The sequence below is a fragment of the Verrucomicrobium sp. GAS474 genome (assembly GCF_900105685.1).
GTDB lineage: Bacteria > Verrucomicrobiota > Verrucomicrobiia > Methylacidiphilales > GAS474 > GAS474.
This window is the reverse complement of sequence record NZ_LT629781.1, coordinates 1347075-1364477: the sequence shown is the minus strand read 5'-3', so window position 1 is coordinate 1364477 and position 17403 is coordinate 1347075. Positions and strand designations below refer to the sequence as shown.

Below are 17403 nucleotides of genomic sequence, written 5' to 3'. Positions count from 1 at the left end.
CGTCATGCTCGATCCGATCCTTCTTCCGCTCCTCCGTTGTCCCGAGACGCGGCAAACCCTGACACTCTGCGCGGGGAGCGAAAGCCCCCTGGCCCCGGCCATCGCGGCGGGCGGCGTGGTAAATCGGGGCGGCAAGGTCGTGAACGCGCTCCCGGAGGCTTTCCTCGTGCGGGAGGATGGGACGGTCGCCTATCCGGTGCGGGGGGGGATTCCCCTGCTTTTGGTGGAGGAGGGGGTGGTGGTGAAGGCGCTGGAGGGTTAGGGGAAAGGGGGCGCGGGGGAGGGGCGGCCCTTCGGGGCTGGCGCGGTCGATCCTGTACAGGTGGATGTAACCCGCTTTATAGCCCAAGAGGGGCTTCGCCCCTCCTCGAACCTCCCCTTCGGAGGGCCTTAGCTAGGCGGACGCGCTTTGGCGGCGCCTCGTGTCCGAACTGGATTAAAATCCGCTGCTTCCTGGAGCGCCCGAGGGTACGTACTGAAGGGGTAGCAGTACCAAGACGCCCTGACTCCTATTGGGAGACGGCTCTATGGGAGAGTGGCCGCTTCGGCTCTCCCGCCCCCCCTACATCCGCGGGATCGTGATCCCCTGCTGCTTCATGTATTTCCCGCCGCGGTCGGCGTAGGAGACTTCGCAGAGTTCGTTCGCCTCGAAGAAGAGGACCTGGGCCAGGCCTTCGTTCGCGTAGATCTTCGCGGGGAGCGGGGTCGTGTTCGAGATTTCGAGGGTGACGTGGCCTTCCCATTCGGGCTCGAAGGGGGTGACGTTCACGATGACGCCGCAGCGGGCGTAGGTCGACTTCCCGAGGCAGACGGTGAGGACGTTGCGCGGGATGCGGAAGTACTCGACCGAGCGGGCGAGGGCGAAGGAGTTCGGCGGGACGACGCAGACGGGGGCCTTGATGTCGACGAAGGAGCGTTCGTCGAAGGCCTTCGGGTCGACGATCGAGTTGAAGACGTTGGTGAAGACCTTGAATTCGTCCGAGACCCGGAGGTCGTAGCCGTAGCTCGAGATGCCGTAGCTGATGACGCGCGTGCCATCGGCCCCGTGGCGCACCTGACCCTCGGCGAAGGGCTCAATCATCCCTTTTTCGAGCGCCATCTTCCGAATCCAACTGTCTGCATGGATACCCATGGGAGAGAACTAACCGGAAATCCCCGGGAAGAGGAATCCAAAATGAGTCCGGAAACGGAATTCTTTTCGGACGTGATCCTTTCACATCGCGACTGGAGAACCGCTTGAATTTGTTCCGCGTCCGTCACGGGATTGGCACGGTTCCGGCTTAACGTTAATGCGATGAAGGAACCCGCCCTCCCATCGGCCGCCCTCGGTTCGCCCGGCTCCTTTCCGGAGCTCCTGGCCCAGGCGGGATCGTCCCCCGCTTCCGAGGCGTCCCTCTACGCGCGGATCCCCGCCGAGGCGCGCCACGCCATCGAGGCGGCGACCGGGTATTGGGAGCTGGGGATGAGCGTCGAGACGCTCCGGGAAATCCGCCTCCTCGCCGGATCGCCCGATCCCGAGGTCGCCGCCGTGGCGACGGAGCCCCACGTCCAGCGCTTCCTCCTCCTCGCCTTCATGGACCTCGGCCTCTGGGCCTCGGCGCTCTCCGTCGCCGACGCCCTCGACGCGGTCGCCCGGATCGAGGCCGACTTCGCCGACATCCCGCTGAAGGCCGCCTTCTGCCTTCACGAGCTGGGCCGGACCCACGACGCGCGCCAGCGACTCTACGAGGCCCCCGCCGCCGCCCGCGACACCGCCCTCTACCACTACGACCTCGCCTGCTACGAGTGCCGCCTCGGCCGCCTCGCCCCGGCGACGCAGCACCTCGCCGAGGCCCTGCGCCGGGACGCGAGCCTCCGCTCGATCCTCGACGAGGACGCGAACCTCGCGCCGATCCGCCATCTGGTGGTGAAGTCGTAAAGAAAAGGAGTCGGCAAAGGGCGGGGCAGCCTCCCCTCACTCCCACCGGGCGACGACCGTTCCCGTCTCGGCCTCGAAGAGGGCGATGCCCTCCTTCAGCGCGGCCTTTTCCTCTTCGGAACGGATCCCGTCCCCGGAGACGGCGATCAGCGCCTCGATCTCCCGCTCCCGCTCGACGACCTCGTGGGAACGCCGCTTCGTGTCGTGCCGGGCGAGGCGTTCCTCCTCCGTGAGGCCCTGCGAGAGGAGCCGCCGGACGACGTTCGCCTGGTCCCGGGAGAGCGTCGGGAAGACCGGGAGCACCTTGATATGGAGATCGCCCGCCGGGGCCTTGCCGAAGGCGGGGAGGCCCCGGCCCCGGAGGACGAGCTTCCGGCCGATGTCGAAGCCGGGCGTCATCTTCACCCGCAACGGGCCGCCCGGGGCGTCGGCGAGGACGATGTCACCGCAGGAGAGGATCTCCAGGACGTCGACATCGGCATAGACGAGGAGGTCGTTCCCCGAGACCAGCCAGGCCCCCTCGGTGCGGACCTCGAAGGAAACGGAGAGATCGCCCCGGGTCCGCCCGTCGGGGCCGACGGCGCCGAGGCCCCGGAACTTCACCCGCATCCCGGGCCGGACCCCGGCGGGGACCATGCAGGCGACGCGACGCCCGCCGCCGACCTCGACCTCCCACCGCCCGCCGAGGACCGCGACGGCGAGGGGGATCGTCTCCTTCGCTTCCAGATTTGGGTTTTGGCCTGGGCTTTTCTGCCGCGGGGCTGGGGGAGCGGAGGCGGGCGCAGGGGCCGGAGTGGGAGCCGGGGCGGGAGGAGGCGGGGCCGCCGCCCGGACGGGGGCGGGCGCGGGTACGGGCGGAGGAGAAGAGGCGGGGGCCGCGGCGGCCTTTTCCTTCTCCTTCGGCTTGCGGACCGGCGGCGCGGGAGCCGGGCTCTTGCGGGCGGGGCCGCGCCCGAGGCTCGCCAGCCATTTCTTCATCCGGCGGGAGGAATCGTAATCGGCCTTTTTCTCGGCGTCGCCCAGGACCTCGTAGGCGGCGCGGACCTCGTTGAACTTCTCGGTGGCGAGGGCGGCCTCGCCCGGGTCGCCGAGGTTGCGGTCGGGATGATAGCGGAGGGCGAGGCGGCGGAAGGCCCCCTTGATCTCGTCCGCCGTCGCCTTCGGCGGGACGGAAAGAACGTCGTAATAATCCGGTATCTCGCTAGGCATAGGACGCGGCGCCGGGATGATCGCCGAAAAGCCCCCGCGGCGCCATTCCGAAATCGCCCCCTCCGGACGGCTCTCTTGCTCTTGCCCTCCCCTTCCCGTACCGCTTGAATGGGCGGCTCCTATGAAGTTCTCCCTCCGCTGGCTCCGGGACCATCTCGACTACACCGGCACCCTCGACGCCCTCCTCGAACGCCTCACCTCGGCGGGGATCGAAGTCGAAGGCGTGGAGAAGCACGGCATGGACGACCCGAACCTCGTCGTCGCCGAGGTGATCAGCTACGTCCCCCATCCCAACGCCGACCGCCTCCGCCTCTGCCAGGTCCGCCATGCGGGCAAGGGCGGCGAGGAGACCCGCCAGATCGTCTGCGGCGCGAAGAACTTCGAGGCCGGGGACCGCGTCGTCCTCGCCCTCCCCGGCGTCGACTTCGGCGGCGGCTTCGTCATCAAGGAGAGCAAGCTCCGCGGTGAGCTCTCCCAGGGCATGATGTGCTCGGCGAAGGAACTCGGCCTGGCCGCCGACGCCGACGGCCTCCTCATCCTCCCGAAGGAGACCCCCTTCGGCCCCCTCTCCGCCGTCCTTCCCGCCGACACCTTCATCGACGTCGAGATCACCCCGAACCGCCCCGACCTCCTCTCCTACCAGGGCCTCGCGTGGGAGCTCTCCGCCCTCGGCCTCGGCACGTGGCGGCCGAAGGAGACCATCGCCCTCTCCTCCGTCGCCCAGCCGACCCACGACTGGAAAATCGACCTCCAGGCCCCCGACCTCGGCCCTCGCTACACCCTCGCGATCCTCGAGAACGTGAAGGTCGGCCCCAGCCCCGCCTGGTTGAAGGAAAAGATCGAGGCGACCGGCCACCGCTCCATCAACAACGTCGTCGACATCACGAACTACATCCTCTGGGAAACGGGCCAGCCGCTCCACGCCTTCGACGCCGCGAAGCTCGCCGGGAAGACCATCGAGGTCCGCCGCGCCCGCAAGGGGGAGACCCTCCTCGCCCTCGACGACAAGACCTACACCCTCAACGAGAACGACCTCGTCATCGCCGACGCCGAGCGCCCCCACGCCCTCGCCGGGGTCATCGGCGGGAAGGATTCCGCCGTCACCGAGGCGACGACGACCGTCGCCCTCGAGGCCGCCTGGTTCGACCCCGCCTCGGTCCGCCGCAGCGGCCGCCGCCTCGGCATCCTCACCGACTCGGCCTACCGCTTCGAGCGCCGCGTCGACGCCTACCGCATCCCCGAGGCCCGCATCCGCGCCCTCGTCCTGCTCGAGGAACTGGCCGACGCCGAACTGATCCAGGCCCCGATCGACGCCGGGCAGGCCCCCGCGAAGCGCGCGCCGATCACCCTCCGCCCGGAACGCGTCGCCGCCGTCCTCGGCGCCCCGATCACCCTCGACGAGATCACCGCCGTCCTGAAGCCCCTCGGCCTCCGCTACAAGGGGGACAACATCTGGACCTCCCCGCCCTACCGCCACGACCTCGAGACCGAGATCGACCTCATCGAGGAAGTCGCCCGCGTCCGGGGCCTCGCCAACCTCCCGGGCCGCGTCCGCCACGGCTGGGCGGCGGAGAGCGCCGCCGACCGCGCCTGGGACAAGGCCCTCCTCCTCCGCCGCTCCCTCGCGGCGCGGGGCTGGCAGGAGATCCTCACCGAGGCGATGGCCGCGCGCGAAGCGATCGGCAATCCCGACGCGGAACTCCTCGCCCTCGGCAACCCGCTCAACGCCCAGTTCACCCACCTCCGCCCCGCGCTGAAGGACGGCCTCGCCGCCATCGCCGGCGGGAACGTCGCCCGGGGGAACCTCTCCCTCCGCCTCTTCGAGGTCGGCAAGGTCTACCGCCGGGAGGGCGGCCAGGTCGTCGAGGAGATGCGCCTCGGCGTCCTCCAGCTCGGCCCCGTCGACGCCCTCGAATGGGCCGCCGCCGAACGGGCCAGCGACTTCTACGACGTGAAGGGCCTCGCCGACTACCTCGAAGGCGACCTCGGTATTCCCGCCGCGGCCCGCCTCGAGCTCGCCCCCCTCGACCCCGCGACGGCGAAGCGGCACGACCTCAAGGCGAAGGCCTTCTATGTCGAGTACCGGCTCGACGGCTGGCTGGCCGCCTCCGACGCTCCCGCCCTCTTCACCGGCCTCCCCCAGTTCCCCGGCGTCCGCCGCGACGTCGCCCTCGTCGTCCCCTCGGCGACGCCCCAGGCGGAACTCGCCGCCGCGCTGGAGAAAGCTGCGCGGGAAGCGGCGGGAAGCGCCCTCCAGAAAGTCGCCCTCTTCGACCTCTTCGAGGACTCGAAGGGGGAGAAGCTGGCCGCCGGGAAGAAGTCCCTCGCCTACGCCCTCACCTACCGCCTCCCCGACCGGACGCTGACCGACAAGGAGGTCAACGGCTGGCAGGAAAAGATTCTCGCCGCGGTGAAGGGCCTCGGCTACGATCTCCGGTAGGTTCGGCCCCTTCTGTTCTCTGCCAGTCCCGCCCCCTTTTCGTCCTCCTCCCTCCGCGGGAGGAGGCGAGCCCCTTTACCCTGCGGTGTTCGTGCTTGGGATGCATGTCCCTCCTCCGATAATCATGATTGTAAAGAAGCAACCGCGCGATTGATTCGACGTCGGGCCTTCACTGGAAGGCGGAAGCTCAATGCAGCCGCTTCACCTGTACATAAACTGGTCGAAGGACCCCATCCACACGGCATTGCGGGGTAATTCATTTTCCGCCCACCCATGTCCTCCCTCCACCTCTCCTCCGTCGTCGAATGCGCCACCGCCCTCGTCGCGGCCCTCCTCTTCGGCCTCCTCTGGCGGAGCGTCCGCCGCCGGGGGCCGCAGCCCGCCGGCGCCTCCCGCTACCAGGCGGCGGCGGCGACCCTCACCCGCCTCTCCCTCCGGCGCGACCTCCTCCGCGCCGCCGCCCCGCCGCTCCAGTTCTGCGCGTGGTACTTCTGCCTCTACTTCGCCCTCCCCCTCTTCGTCCACGTCCTGAAGCATCCCGGCTTCGCCGCCGCGCTGGAGCAGGCCCGCCTTCCCTTCTGGCACCTCGGCCTCCTCGGCGGCCTCTTCTGGTTCCTCTACCGCTGCGTCGACGCCGTCGAGACCCGCCTCGCCGCGATCGCCGCCGCCACGTCGAGCCGCTTCGACGAACACCTCTTCCCCGTCCTCGCCCTCGCCCTCCGCGTCTTCATCCCCATCGGCGGCTTCGCCTCCCTGCTGGAGACCCTCCACTACTCCCTCTCCCTCGGGACCGACGCCCTCCACGCGATCTGGCGCGGCTTCGCCATCGTCGTGATCGTCGGCCTCGCCGCCGTCTCCCACGCCCTCCTTCAGGGGATCGAAAAGGCGATCCTCGCCGGCCTCGACCTCGACCCCGACCTGACCGGGACCGACAGCCGGAGCATGGAGAAGCTGGGCGACGACCGCGCCACCGCCACCCGCATCGGGATCCTGCGGAAGTGCGCCATCGTCCTGAACATCCTCATCGCCCTCGCCGCCATCCTCATGCTCTTCCCCGAGGCGCGGCAGATCGGGACCTCCCTCCTCGCCTCGGCCGGGATCGTCGGCATCCTCATCGGCTTCGCCGCCCAGCGGACCCTCGGCACCCTCTTCGCCGGGATCCAGCTCGCCCTCTCCCAGCCGGTCCGCCTCGGCGACTCGGTCGCCGTCGAGGGGGAGAGCGGCGTCATCGAGGCGATCACCCTCACCCACGTCACGATCCGCACCGGCGACGGGCGGGGACGGCTGATCCTCCCCATCTCGTCGTTCCTGGAGCGCCCCTTCCGTAACCTCACCTCGACGACCCCTTCCGTCGTCCAGCAGGTGAAGATCCGGGTCGATTTCACCCTCCCCGTCGCCGCCCTCCGGGACGAGACCCGGCAATGGATCGCGACCCATCGCCTGTGGGACCGGGAGACCTTCTCCCTCACCGTCACCGACGCCGACGCGGGCTCGATGGAACTGCGGCTCCTCGCCAGCGCCGCCACCCTCGCCGATTCCTCGGTCCTCCAGCTCGAGGCGCGGGAATGGCTCCTGGCACAGGTGGTGGCGCGTTATCCCGAGTGTCTGCCGAAGGTGCGGGATCGGACGGAGACGTCGGGGAAGGGTTAGGACGTTTTTCGGAAAGGGGGCGCGGGGGGAAGGGCAGCCCTTCGGGACCGGGTACATTTCCCTGTACAGGTGGATGTGACCCGCGCGTTTGAACGAACGGAGGGGCACGCCCCTCCGGACCCTCCTGTCTGATGGGCCTTGGTGTAGATGGGGCGTAATCCTAAAGGCCTATCTTCCATACGCCCACTCTACTCCGCTGGATCTAACCCCCTTGAGGGCCGAGCCATGGGAAGGAGCATCCAAGGATGCAGGCCTATCTCCTCGGTGCTGACCCCTGAAGACCTCTCTCCCATACTCTTTTCTTCCGATAGGAGTTTGGGCGTATTGGTACCGCTACCCCTTCAGTACGTACCCTCGGGCGTACTGGAACCATCCGATTTTAATCCAGTGAGGAGACGAGGCGCCGCCAAAGCGCGTCCGCCTAGCTAAGGCCCTCCGAAGGGGAGGTCACGGAGGGGCGAAGCCCCTCTGTGGCGTTAAAGCGGATCGCCTCCACCTGTACAGGATCGACCCCGCCAGCCCCAACGGGCGCTCCCCAACCCGCGCCCCCCCCTAATCCACCGCCGTATACGCCCCCATCCGCCGAGCAAACAACGACGGCTCGATCACCCACAGCGTCCGGTTCGCCTCCAAGTCCGGAACAATCTTGTTCAGCCGTCCCTCCGTGAGGATGACGCCGCGATTCGCCAACGGCATGACACCCGGGCCGGGGCGCTGGCCCCGGGAGGCGATCGTCTCGTTGAGGATATCCCCGGGGGAGGCGGTGATGGCGGCCTTCACCTGGAGCGCGGCGGGGGCGATGTGGAAATTGTAGGCGACGAAGGAATTCGGGAACTTCAGCACGCGGGTGAAATCGCCCTGCCCCGCCTCCTCCATCCAATGGGGCCGGGGGAGGACGACGGGCTGGCAGAGGATCGTCGAGGAGGGGCCGTAGCCGGTCTCGTAATGGGCGCGATAGGTCGCCTGGACGGCGATCAGGTATTGGTTGATCCCGGCCATGAGGGCGCCGTCCTCCTTCGCCTGCCGCTGGAGGGTCCACCGGCAGAGATTCTCCGCCCCGGTGCGGCTGAAGTGGAAGAGGACGTCGAACCAGAGATTGTTGACCGGCCAGAAGATCCCCTGCCAGCCGACGAATTCCGACCACTCCGGCACCTGCCCGTCGACCGCGTCGGCATCGATCACATCGTGGAAGCAGGTCTCCTCCGAGGCCCCCTGGTCGATGAGGACCTGCCGGGCGACGGCCTCCATCTGCCGGACGACGATGGGGGCCTCCCCTCCGGCGAGGCGGGCCTTTTTCGGCTGCGCCGCCGCGGGGGCCGGGGCCTCCGCCGAGGTGACGAGGGAGGTCTGCCGGTTCTCGGCGGGCGGCTCCTGTTCCTGGACCAGGGCGGCGGCGGCGGCAGTCGCCTCGCGGACTTCCTGTTCCGCCGTGGTGAGGACCGAGGCGGCGGTCGCCTTCTCCTCCATCGCCACGCGGTGCATCTTCGCCAGGACCGAGAGGCGCTGCCCGGCGCGGCAGGCGTTGAGGAATTCGACCGGATCGATGTTCTTCCGCAGGACGGCGTCGGCCCCGGCGTTGAAGGCGAGGATCGCCCCGGCGGCGTTCGTTTCCTCGACGAGGACGGTGAGGTAGGTCTCGACCGGGGCCGTCGTCCGGGAGCGGCAGGTGCGGTAGATCGTCTCGAGGGAGAGCCCCTCCCAGCTGCTGTCGGCGACGACGAGGTCGACCCCTTCCGGGGTGCCGAGGAGGGCAAGGACCGCGTCCTGCGTCTCGGCGACGAGGCACTTCGCCTGGACCGTCTTCAGGAGATTCTCGGTGACGAGGCGGACCTGGGTATCCTGGGTGGCGATCAAGACGCGGAACGGAAGGTGCATGGTTCTTTAAACGGGAGAGAGCACAACGAGCAACAAGCGGCCGCAGGTCAAATGTCGCCCCGTTGAACCGTACAACCGAATCAGCAAGACTTATGCCTGTTCAACGAAAACACTCGGGCAATGACCCGAATTTCCAAAAAGAGGAAGAAAAAAACAGGCGATGCTAGACGTGGAGGCCGATGAGTTCCCCGGCCGCGGAAAAACGCATCGGAGCCGACGCCGGTTCGGGGAGAGCGGAGGCCGGGGCCGGTGCGGGGAGGGGCTCGGAGAGCGCCCGGTTGCTCCGGGTGAGGCGGGTGAGGTGCTGGCCGGTGCGGCAGGCATTGAGGAATTCGAGCGGGCGGATCGGCTGGCGGAGGACGGTGTCGGCCCCGTCGTTGAAGGCCCCGATCACCTGGGTCGAGTTTCCGCTGGGGAGGATCACCATGAGGTGGGTCTCCGAAAGGGTCTTCGAGCGGGAGCGGCAGGCGAGGTGGATGCCGTGGATCGAGAGGAATTCCCACGCGCCGTCGACGACGACCATGTCGAATCCCTCGGGGGTCTTCAGGTAGGAATGGATGCTCTCCTCGGTGTCGGCGTGGACGAAGCGGGCGCGGACGGCCTTCAGCAGGCCTTCGAGCATCAACCGGGTGTGGAGATCCTGTGTCGCAATCAAAACCCTGAAAACCTCATTCATGATTGGAAAGGGCGGGCCGCCGCCGCGCAGTTCATTGTTAACGTTAAATCACCGACTTTGGCAGAGGTAGAGTTTTATAAAATAAAACGCAATGAATTTCTCTCATCCTCCAATCAAAGAGATTCACACTGTAAAACAAACAAAACGGCGAAGGAAAATCCTTCGCCGTCTTGGTCCAATTACAGTGATGAATCGACCCGGAATCGCGGATCAATCGGGACGAAAACCGCCCCCGGAGCGACCCCGAATTACCAGCCGAGGACGTATCCGAAGATAAGGGGCGCGACGATCGAGGCGTCCGATTCGATGATGTACTTCGGCGTGTCGATGCCGAGCTTGCCCCAGGTGATCTTCTCGTTCGGGACGGCGCCGGAGTAGGAGCCGTAGCTCGTCGTCGAGTCGCTGATCTGGCAGAAGTAGCCCCAGAGCGGAACCTCGGGACGCTGGAGATCCTGGTGGAGCATCGGGACGACGCAGATGGGGAAGTCGCCCGCGATGCCGCCGCCGATCTGGAAGAAGCCGATGGAGCTCTTCGAGGCGGTCTTCGTGTACCAGTCGGCGAGGAACATCATGTATTCGATGCCGGTGCGGACGGTGTGGACGTTCTTGATGTCGCCGCTGATGACGTGGCCGGCGTACATGTTCCCGAGGGTCGAGTCCTCCCAGCCGGGGACGATCATCGGGATGTTCGCCTGGGCGGCGGCGAGGAGCCAGCTGTTCTTCGGATCGATCTGGTAATACTGCTCCAGCGCGCCGGAGAGGAGGATCTTCCAGAAGAACTCGTGGGGGAAGAACTGCTGCCCGGCCTGGTCGGCCTTCGTCCATTCGGCGAGGATCGCGCCCTCGATGCGGCGCATCGCCTCCATCTCCGGGATGCAGGTGTCGGTGACGCGGTTCATGTGCTTCTCGAGCAGCGCCTGCTCGTCCTGCGGCGTCAGGTCGCGGTAGTTCGGGACGCGGATGTAGTGGTCGTGGGCGACGAGGTTGAAGACGTCCTCCTCGAGGTTCGCCCCGGTGCAGCAGATCGCCTGGACCTTGCCCTGGCGGATCATCTCGGCGAGGGAGAGGCCGAGCTCGGCGGTGCTCATCGCGCCGGCGAGGGTCATGAACATCACGCCGCCGTCGGCGAGGTGCTTGTTGTAGCCGATGGCGGCGTCCCGCAGCGCGGCGGCGTTGAAGTGACGGTAGTGGTGGTCGATGAAAGAGGTGATGGGCTTGGCCGACATGATCCCCCAGTAGATACGGGGCGGGAAGAATCTTGGCAAGCGCGGGCCGGTTACAATCGGAAGGCACCGGGAAGGCAGGGAAGGAGGGGTCGACTTGGTCCCTTGACTTGATTCCCCTACGGAGCGATCTTAACCAACCCCGCTTTATCCCCTCACCGGTCACCCCATGAAACTTCCCTTCCTCCCCTCCGCCCTGATCGTCGCCACCCTGATCTCCCTCCCCTTCCTCGGGTGCTCCTCGACCAGCGGGAACGTGACGGCGTCGTGGTACGGGAAGGAAAACCACCAGGGCCCCACGGCCAGCGGGGAGCGCTTCGACATGTACGGCTACACCGCCGCCCATCGCACCCTCCCGATGGGGACGATCCTCTCGGTCCGCAACCCGAAGAACGGCAAGACCGTCCGGGTGACGGTCACCGACCGCGGCCCCTTCGTCTCGGGCCGCGACATCGATCTCTCCTACGGCGCGGCGAAGGAACTCGGCATCATCCAGTCGGGCGTCGCCGACCTCTCGATCACGAAGGTCGGCTACGACGAACGCTATGCGAAATATTGGAAGAAGGGCCACGCGCCGACCGTGACCGCGGCGGCTTCCTCGGCCCCGGCCGATTCGGCCGCCGTCCCCTCGGCGGTCTCCGACAAGAATTGACCCCTTACTTCGCGGGGTCGGCCTCTTCGGGGACCGCGCCCTTCTCCTCCGCCGTCGGCGCGGGGGCGACGGGAGTCGAGGTCGGCGTCGCCGCCGGTGCGGGCGGGACGGGGGCCTGGGCGGCCATCTGCAGCCGGTATTGGGCGAACTGCTTCTGATAGGCGAAGGCCGTCTCCTGCCCGTAGGGGCAATTCCGGCCCGTCTCGAATTCCTTTTCGGCCCGGACGAAGTTCTTCATTCCCCCGCGCCGCCAGAAATGGAGGCCGAGGTAGGCGTGATAAAACCCGTTGTAAGGCCGCCGCGCGATCGCCTTTGAGTAGGCGATGTAGGCCTCGTCGAAGCGTCCCATCTCGTCGTAGGTCAGGCCGAGGCGGACCAGGAGGCCGTCGTCGTAGGGATTGAGGGCGATCGCGCCGAGGTAGGCGGTGACGGCCTTCTGCGCGAGGTCCATCCGGTCCTTCTCGTCGGCCTGCTTCACCGCCTCGGCCCGGCAATAGTCGCCGAGCAGCGCCTGCGCCTCCCAGGCCCGGGGATCGAAGCGGAGCGCCTCGGTGAGGGCGATCTCGGCCTCGGGGAAGATCGCCTCGCCCTTCTGCGCATCGATGCGGAAGAAAGGATAATATCCCCGCGCGGTCTCGGTGAGGCGGGCGACGAAGAAGCAGGAGAGGAAGACCCCCGCGACGGCGGCGATCTTCGCCGTCCGCTTCGCCCACTTCCCCTCGTAGGAGACCGCCGCCTCCCCGCCGTTCGCCCGCAGGGCGAGGCCCGCGAGGGTCAGCCCCGCGAGGGCGTCGACGGGGATGTGGAAGTTGAAGTCGAGCGTCTCGTGGAGCATCAGCGCCGTCCACGAGGCGAGGCCCGCGCCGAGCAGCGCCCGGCGGCCCCACGACCCGCTCCGCCGCGACCGGACCCGGAGCCACATCGCCGCCACCACGGCATTGGCGAAGCCGAAGGCGAGGAGGAAACCGACAAAGCCGTAATCGCTCCACGTGTTGAGGTAGTCGTCGTGGGGGTAGATCGCCAGCGTGCTGTAGAGGGCGTCCTGGTAGCGGGGATGGAGGAAGGCGAAGGTGCCGGGACCGGAGCCGAACCAGAAGTAGTCGCAGATGATCCGCCAGGCGTCGTGCGCCAGGACGATGCGGATATAGCCGTCGAGGGACTGGTTCCCGCCGAGGGTCGAGAGATGGGCGGTCATCTCCGAGAGGCGGCCCTGGACGTCGGGGGAGATGAGCGCCCAGGCGCCCGCGAGGAGGAGGAGCCCGCCGACCGCGATCCACGCCCCCTTCGCCGGAATCTTCCCGTTCTTCACGCAGAAGATCGCGAAGACGACGAAGCCCGCGAAGAACCCGATCCAGCTCCCCCGGGAGAGGGAGAACGCGACGCCGAAGGCCATCGTCACCGCCGCCAGCAGGAGGAGGAGCTTCGGGAGCCGGTGCTCCTGCGGCAGGAAAAAAGCGAGGGCGAGGGCGGAGAAGGTCCCCATGTAGAGGAAGGCCCCGTAATGGTTCGGGCAGCCGAAGGAGCCGAGGAAGCGGGGATAGTAATGGATGTTGAGGGTCTCCCCCCAGACCTTGAAATCGGGATTGAAGGAAAGCCAGATGGAGAAGAGGGCCTCGGCGAAGGCGATCCCCGTGAGGCCCCAGAGGATGATCAGCCCGTGGCCGGAGCGGACCAGGCCGTAGCGCGCCGTCCAGAAGACGATGCCGCCGGAGAGGATCGTCATCCACTCGATCCTCGCCGTGTACTCGATCGGGGCCGTGGCGTAGCGGATCGTCGCGTAGGCGAGGAAGAGGAAGGCGAGGGCGTCGATCACGTCGGGCCGCACCAGCCGCCCGATGCCGAGCCCCGGCCCGGCGGCGATCCGGCCGAACTGGAGCAGGATCAGCCCCGCCGCGAGGCCGAACATCGGGAGGAGGATCCAGGTCCGCGCCCCGCCGAGGACCGTGACGCCGACGGCCAGGAGGAGGACGATCAGCGCCGCGCCGACGACCGAGCCCGGGGCCAGCTTGGCGGCGCGGGGTTTCGCGAAGGGGGATACGACGACGTCGGGCTCCATGGAAGAACGCGAGCGTAGCGGGAAGAGCGGGGGAAGGACAAGCGCGGGCGGGCCCGATGACGATAACCTTTTTAAACCGTTTTAAACCTTTTTCCGCCCCCGTCCTTCTGCCATGCTCTCCAGGCGTCCGGACGGTCGTCGCTCGGGAGGGTCACTCCTTCCGGGAGGAAAGTCCGAACATCGTCAGGCAGCGTGCCGCCGGAAGACAGCGGAGCCGTTCACGCGCAAGCGGAGCGGCATGGAAAGTGTCACAGAAAAGAAGACCACCGGGAGGGGAGACCCTTCCGGAAAGGGTGAAAAGGCGGGGTAAGAGCCCACCCTTCCCCCGGCAACGGCGGGAAGCGATAAACCCCACGCGATGCAAGGCCGAACAGGGACCGATCCCAGGATCGCCTGATCCGATTCCCCTCGCAAGAGGGAGATCCGGTTCCGGGTTAGGCCGCACCACGGTCACTGATCGGGGCCGCCGGTCGTTCCGCAAGAAACGACGGCGGCAGAGAAATGACGGCCCAAGGGACGGCAGGCGCATCGGCCTCCGCCCGGGACAGAATTCGGCTTAGGTCCGGACGCACGATGCACTATGTCAGGCATCCCTCTTCACGGAGGGGTGCCTGACTCTTTTTTGGGGGCGACGGGAAGAGGGCCCTGCGGCAACGCCTCCGCGGGATGCTGCAGCAGCGCCGGGATCGTCCACGGTCCCCGCCGCGCCCCGGCGTCCGAGGCCGCCCTCGCCGCCGCGACCCCTTCCGGGGCGATCGGCGGCGCGGCGTTCCCCCACTCCTGCCGGATGTAGGTCAGGACCGCCGCCAGCTTCGCGTCGTCGAAATAGCCCTTCCACGGCACCATCGCCCCGTTGCACTGCGGCGCGCCCGCCACCCGCACCGGCCCGACGAGGCCGTCGAGGACGATCCACGCGAGGTGGTTCTCCCCGAAGCCCTCCTTCGAGAGGACGATCTCCGATCCCGCCAGCGGCGGATATTGCCCCGGCAGGCCCCGCCCCTCCGCGCCGTGGCAGGCGAGGCAGTTCCGGCGGTAGAGCTTCTTCCCCATCGCCACCGGATCGGCCTCGCCGCCCGCGTCGCCTGCCGCGGCGAAGGTCGCGTTCTCGTCGACCGTCGCGCCGTCGAACCCGCCGTTGTAGAGGAAGAGATAGCTCAGCGCCCACAGCCCCGCGATCCCGGCGAGGAGGGTCAGCCAGCGCGGGGCGGAGGGAGGAACAGGAGGAGAAAGATCGCTCACGGCCTCGCTCCCCTCTCATCCTTTTTCTCCGACTGGAGAAGCCACGCTGCCAGCCGCTCCGGGGAAGACGTCCCGTCCGGCGGCATCGCGTGATGGCCGGAGAGAAACCGCGCCAACGCCTCCGGCGTATAGCGCCCGGAGAGATGGCTCAGGTCGGGACCGATCCGGGAAAGGCCGACGACGCCGTCCGCGCCCTCCGGCGGGATGCCGAGCCGGGCCCAGGCGACCGGCCCCGTCCGCTCCGTCTCCCACCCGTAGGCAATGTCGGCGGGACCGACCTGCCGCGTGTGGCAGACGAAGCAGCCCTGCCATCGGTAGAGCGACTTGGCGATCACGTCCCCCTCCGCCTCGACGATCTGGCCGTCGCGGAGTTCGGGATGCTTCGGAACCAACTCGGCCATCTGCGCGGACGGCCATTGCACCAGCCCGCACCACGAAAAGAGCGTCGCGGCGGCGAGGAGGCCGAAGAAGGCGAGCCGCCCGTTCATTTCGCCCTCCTCTCAAAAAATCCCCACCCGTAGACGATCAGCGCGGTCCCCATCGCTCCCCACCCGATCAGCCGCATCCAAAGCAACGGTTTCAACAAGCTGCCGACCGCCGCGAACGGGACCGCCCGATCGGTGAAGGCCAAAGCCTGCAGGATGCCGCCAGCCAGCCCGCCCCCGATCAGGAAAACGAAGCCGCCCGCATAGAGCCAGAACGCCGCGCGATGCGCCCGGACGGGACGGGCGAAGTAGCCGAGGAACGCCATCGCGCCCAGCCCCGGCACCGCGATGTCATCGACCGCCGCGTCAAAGAGGGTCAGATGGAGATGCGCGCCGAGACCCCGGAAGGAGCCGATCCAGACCAGCGCCAGCCACAGCGGAAACGCCAGGGCCGCGGCCAGCAGGAAGCCGCCCCCCGCCCCATGGCGAATCCGGTCCCAGCCCCCGTCCCGGAAGAGCGCGGCCAGCACCACGCACCACGCCACCCCGGCGAGGGCCAGCAGCAGGACGGCGGCGACCCCCGCCGTCCCGACCCACGCCGGGACCGGCCCCGAGGCGACCCGGGCCGCCCCGGCCCAGCCGCCGAACAGAACCAGGATCCAAAACCCGAATCGGGCCGCCCCCTCCTCCGGCAGCCCGCCCCGCCCCGCCCGCTCCGGCAACGCGCGACACAGGGCCGCGAGCGAGAGCGGAGCCATCCACAGGAATAGCAGCCCGGAGGCGGTCCACGCCGCGCCCGAGGGGAGGGCTGCGCCGCCCGGGAGGACCACCCAAAGGATCAGGAAAAAGAATCCCGCCGAGGCATAACGCTCCGCGACCGTCCGGGGCGAGAGAAGCGGCCCGATCCCGCCGCCGGCAAAGGCCGCCCACCCGGCGCAGAAGCCGCCCGCCACCAGGATCAACCGATGGATGCGGACGGCGGTCCATCCGAAACCGCCTTCCCCTCCCCATCCCACGACCGCCGCCGAGACCTCGACGGCGGAGAGCGCCCCCAGGAACAAACCGAGCCAGGCCAGGAAAAGAAGGAGGCGTTTCTTCACGGATTAAAAAACAAAAAGGGCGCACGGCATATATACCGTGCGCCCCCTTACTTTAAAACGAATTTAAAACAGGTGCGGCGAAATTACTTTCCGCGTTTCCTATTTACCGCTGAGGACATACTTCCCGTCGGCCAGCTTCTTCGCGACCTTCTTCCCCGTCGTGTAGAACCAGCTGTTCAGGTTGTTCGGCTTCGAGCCGACCTCGGCGGCGAGTTCCTTGATCGTGAGGCCCGCGGCCCCGGCGACCTTCAGTGCCTCGACGACCTGGGCCTTGAGGTAGCCCGGCTTCGAGCCCTTCTTCGGGCCGCGCTTCTTGCCGGTCGCCGTGGAGCCCTTGGCCTTGCCCTTGCTCCCGACGGGACGGCCCCGGCGCCTGCCCCCGGCGACGCCGCCGCCGATGTTCTCGAGCTTGGCCTCGACGGCCTGCAGTTCGGCCTCGAGCTTCTTGAATTCGCCCTGGAGCTTTTCCTTCAGCGCGACGAGTTTCGAGAGTTCCCCGAGCTGGGCGCTGGTCAATTGCGAGATCTTCATGAGGTTTATCTATTCCTCAAAATCGCGAAAACGCAATTAAAATGAACAAATAACCTGAATTTAATGGGGCTACTTTAATCCAATTTAATCTTCCCACCCCACGAGATCACCTTCGCCTTCGCGGCGGCGGCCTCGGCCTCCTCGATCCTGTTTTCCTTCACGTAGGCGAGGGAGAGGCTCGTCCAGGTCATCTGGTCGTTCGGGTCGAGGGCCGAGGCGCGGAGGCCCGCCTCGATGGCCCCGGCGTAGTTGCCCTGCTTGTAGCGGGCCATCGTGAGGGCGTGCCACGCCTCGTGGTCGTCGGGGGCGATTCCGATCGCGGCGGCGTAGGCGGCCTCGGCGGCGGCGAGATCGCCGACGGCGAGGGCGCCGTTCCCCTCGTCCAACCATTCATCCTTGGTCTTCATTT

At 67.7% G+C, this 17403-nt stretch carries 16 protein-coding genes and 2 other RNA genes; 7 read left to right on the top strand and 11 right to left on the bottom strand.

Translation table 11 applies throughout. From position 1 onward, the window contains the following. The first annotated feature begins 4 nt into the window (after window positions 1–4). Complete coding sequence (locus BLU04_RS05565; protein WP_093283275.1) at window positions 5–262, top strand: hypothetical protein; 258 nt, start codon at window positions 5–7, stop codon at window positions 260–262. A gap of 300 nt (window positions 263–562) precedes the next feature. Here the strand turns inward: BLU04_RS05565 and dcd are convergent, their stop codons facing one another. Then, window positions 563–1132 (bottom strand): dCTP deaminase, encoded by a 570-nt coding sequence (gene dcd / locus BLU04_RS05560; RefSeq protein ID WP_093283272.1) that lies wholly within the window; start codon window positions 1130–1132, stop codon window positions 563–565. Between the two features lie 162 nt (window positions 1133–1294). On the opposite strand from dcd, the gene BLU04_RS05555 reads away from it, so the two are divergent. Next, complete coding sequence (locus BLU04_RS05555; RefSeq protein WP_093283270.1) at window positions 1295–1918, top strand: hypothetical protein; 624 nt, start codon at window positions 1295–1297, stop codon at window positions 1916–1918. 36 nt (window positions 1919–1954) lie between these two features. On the opposite strand, the gene BLU04_RS05550 is transcribed toward BLU04_RS05555, so the two are convergent. Continuing rightward, complete coding sequence (locus tag BLU04_RS05550; protein WP_093283267.1) at window positions 1955–3127, bottom strand: DnaJ domain-containing protein; 1173 nt, start codon at window positions 3125–3127, stop codon at window positions 1955–1957. Window positions 3128–3248: 121 nt separating this feature from the next. On the opposite strand from BLU04_RS05550, the gene pheT reads away from it, so the two are divergent. The 3 genes from pheT to BLU04_RS05535 all read left to right on the top strand — a co-directional run bounded on the left by pheT (window position 3249) and on the right by BLU04_RS05535 (window position 7217). Further along, on the top strand, window positions 3249–5567 hold the full coding sequence (pheT, locus tag BLU04_RS05545; RefSeq protein WP_162274645.1) for a phenylalanine--tRNA ligase subunit beta: 2319 nt from the start codon (window positions 3249–3251) through the stop codon (window positions 5565–5567). A gap of 74 nt (window positions 5568–5641) precedes the next feature. Then, window positions 5642–5824, top strand: a non-coding RNA gene (gene ssrS, locus BLU04_RS05540) — 6S RNA. A 16-nt stretch (window positions 5825–5840) separates the two neighbouring features. Continuing rightward, window positions 5841–7217, top strand: a complete 1377-nt coding sequence (locus tag BLU04_RS05535) for a mechanosensitive ion channel domain-containing protein (protein ID WP_093283262.1) — start codon at window positions 5841–5843, stop codon at window positions 7215–7217. A gap of 552 nt (window positions 7218–7769) precedes the next feature. On the opposite strand, the gene BLU04_RS05530 is transcribed toward BLU04_RS05535, so the two are convergent. From BLU04_RS05530 to BLU04_RS05520, 3 genes are all read right to left on the bottom strand, one after another. Further along, window positions 7770–9092 (bottom strand): hypothetical protein, encoded by a 1323-nt coding sequence (locus BLU04_RS05530; RefSeq protein WP_093283260.1) that lies wholly within the window; start codon window positions 9090–9092, stop codon window positions 7770–7772. A gap of 163 nt (window positions 9093–9255) precedes the next feature. Continuing rightward, the gene (locus BLU04_RS05525) at window positions 9256–9768 is read right to left on the bottom strand and encodes a response regulator transcription factor (RefSeq protein ID WP_157895145.1); all 513 of its coding nucleotides are present in this window, start codon (window positions 9766–9768) and stop codon (window positions 9256–9258) included. A gap of 248 nt (window positions 9769–10016) precedes the next feature. Continuing rightward, window positions 10017–10994, bottom strand: a complete 978-nt coding sequence (locus BLU04_RS05520) for a deoxyhypusine synthase family protein (protein ID WP_093283257.1) — start codon at window positions 10992–10994, stop codon at window positions 10017–10019. A 166-nt stretch (window positions 10995–11160) separates the two neighbouring features. Between BLU04_RS05520 and BLU04_RS05515 the strand changes: the two genes are divergently transcribed. Further along, the gene (locus BLU04_RS05515; RefSeq protein WP_093283255.1) at window positions 11161–11643 is read left to right on the top strand and encodes a septal ring lytic transglycosylase RlpA family protein; all 483 of its coding nucleotides are present in this window, start codon (window positions 11161–11163) and stop codon (window positions 11641–11643) included. A 4-nt stretch (window positions 11644–11647) separates the two neighbouring features. On the opposite strand, the gene BLU04_RS05510 is transcribed toward BLU04_RS05515, so the two are convergent. Further along, entirely contained in the window at window positions 11648–13699 is a 2052-nt protein-coding gene (locus BLU04_RS05510) for an O-antigen ligase family protein (protein WP_093283253.1), read from the bottom strand. A 122-nt stretch (window positions 13700–13821) separates the two neighbouring features. Here BLU04_RS05510 and rnpB point away from each other — a divergent pair. Next, window positions 13822–14274, top strand: an RNA gene (gene rnpB, locus BLU04_RS05505) — RNase P RNA component class A. A gap of 22 nt (window positions 14275–14296) precedes the next feature. On the opposite strand, the gene BLU04_RS05500 is transcribed toward rnpB, so the two are convergent. The 5 genes from BLU04_RS05500 to BLU04_RS05480 form a co-directional block, all read right to left on the bottom strand. Continuing rightward, window positions 14297–14938, bottom strand: a complete 642-nt coding sequence (locus BLU04_RS05500; RefSeq protein WP_093283250.1) for a cytochrome c — start codon at window positions 14936–14938, stop codon at window positions 14297–14299. Then, window positions 14935–15426 (bottom strand): hypothetical protein, encoded by a 492-nt coding sequence (locus BLU04_RS05495; RefSeq protein ID WP_093283248.1) that lies wholly within the window; start codon window positions 15424–15426, stop codon window positions 14935–14937. Before BLU04_RS05495 ends, BLU04_RS05500 begins: the two co-directional genes overlap by 4 nt. Beyond that, the gene (locus BLU04_RS05490; RefSeq protein ID WP_157895144.1) at window positions 15423–16463 is read right to left on the bottom strand and encodes a hypothetical protein; all 1041 of its coding nucleotides are present in this window, start codon (window positions 16461–16463) and stop codon (window positions 15423–15425) included. The genes BLU04_RS05495 and BLU04_RS05490 overlap by 4 nt, the downstream gene beginning before the upstream one ends. Before the next feature lie 99 nt (window positions 16464–16562). After that, window positions 16563–16994, bottom strand: coding sequence for a hypothetical protein (locus BLU04_RS05485; RefSeq protein ID WP_093283243.1), 432 nt, complete (start codon window positions 16992–16994; stop codon window positions 16563–16565). 74 nt (window positions 16995–17068) lie between these two features. Then, on the bottom strand, window positions 17069–17401 hold the full coding sequence (locus BLU04_RS05480) for a tetratricopeptide repeat protein (protein ID WP_093283240.1): 333 nt from the start codon (window positions 17399–17401) through the stop codon (window positions 17069–17071). Window positions 17402–17403: the final 2 nt, after the last annotated feature.

What these genes read in the sequence shown, in the direction of transcription:
- BLU04_RS05565 (WP_093283275.1), top strand. Translation starts at nt 5, where the DNA reads ATGCTCGATCCGATCCTTCTTCCGCTCCTCCGTTGTCCCGAGACGCGG.
- dcd (WP_093283272.1), bottom strand. Translation starts at nt 1,132, where the DNA reads ATGGGTATCCATGCAGACAGTTGGATTCGGAAGATGGCGCTCGAAAAA.
- BLU04_RS05555 (WP_093283270.1), top strand. Translation starts at nt 1,295, where the DNA reads ATGAAGGAACCCGCCCTCCCATCGGCCGCCCTCGGTTCGCCCGGCTCC.
- BLU04_RS05550 (WP_093283267.1), bottom strand. Translation starts at nt 3,127, where the DNA reads ATGCCTAGCGAGATACCGGATTATTACGACGTTCTTTCCGTCCCGCCG.
- pheT (WP_162274645.1), top strand. Translation starts at nt 3,249, where the DNA reads ATGAAGTTCTCCCTCCGCTGGCTCCGGGACCATCTCGACTACACCGGC.
- BLU04_RS05535 (WP_093283262.1), top strand. Translation starts at nt 5,841, where the DNA reads ATGTCCTCCCTCCACCTCTCCTCCGTCGTCGAATGCGCCACCGCCCTC.
- BLU04_RS05530 (WP_093283260.1), bottom strand. Translation starts at nt 9,092, where the DNA reads ATGCACCTTCCGTTCCGCGTCTTGATCGCCACCCAGGATACCCAGGTC.
- BLU04_RS05525 (WP_157895145.1), bottom strand. Translation starts at nt 9,768, where the DNA reads ATGAATGAGGTTTTCAGGGTTTTGATTGCGACACAGGATCTCCACACC.
- BLU04_RS05520 (WP_093283257.1), bottom strand. Translation starts at nt 10,994, where the DNA reads ATGTCGGCCAAGCCCATCACCTCTTTCATCGACCACCACTACCGTCAC.
- BLU04_RS05515 (WP_093283255.1), top strand. Translation starts at nt 11,161, where the DNA reads ATGAAACTTCCCTTCCTCCCCTCCGCCCTGATCGTCGCCACCCTGATC.
- BLU04_RS05510 (WP_093283253.1), bottom strand. Translation starts at nt 13,699, where the DNA reads ATGGAGCCCGACGTCGTCGTATCCCCCTTCGCGAAACCCCGCGCCGCC.
- BLU04_RS05495 (WP_093283248.1), bottom strand. Translation starts at nt 15,426, where the DNA reads ATGAACGGGCGGCTCGCCTTCTTCGGCCTCCTCGCCGCCGCGACGCTC.
- BLU04_RS05485 (WP_093283243.1), bottom strand. Translation starts at nt 16,994, where the DNA reads ATGAAGATCTCGCAATTGACCAGCGCCCAGCTCGGGGAACTCTCGAAA.
- BLU04_RS05480 (WP_093283240.1), bottom strand. Translation starts at nt 17,401, where the DNA reads ATGAAGACCAAGGATGAATGGTTGGACGAGGGGAACGGCGCCCTCGCC.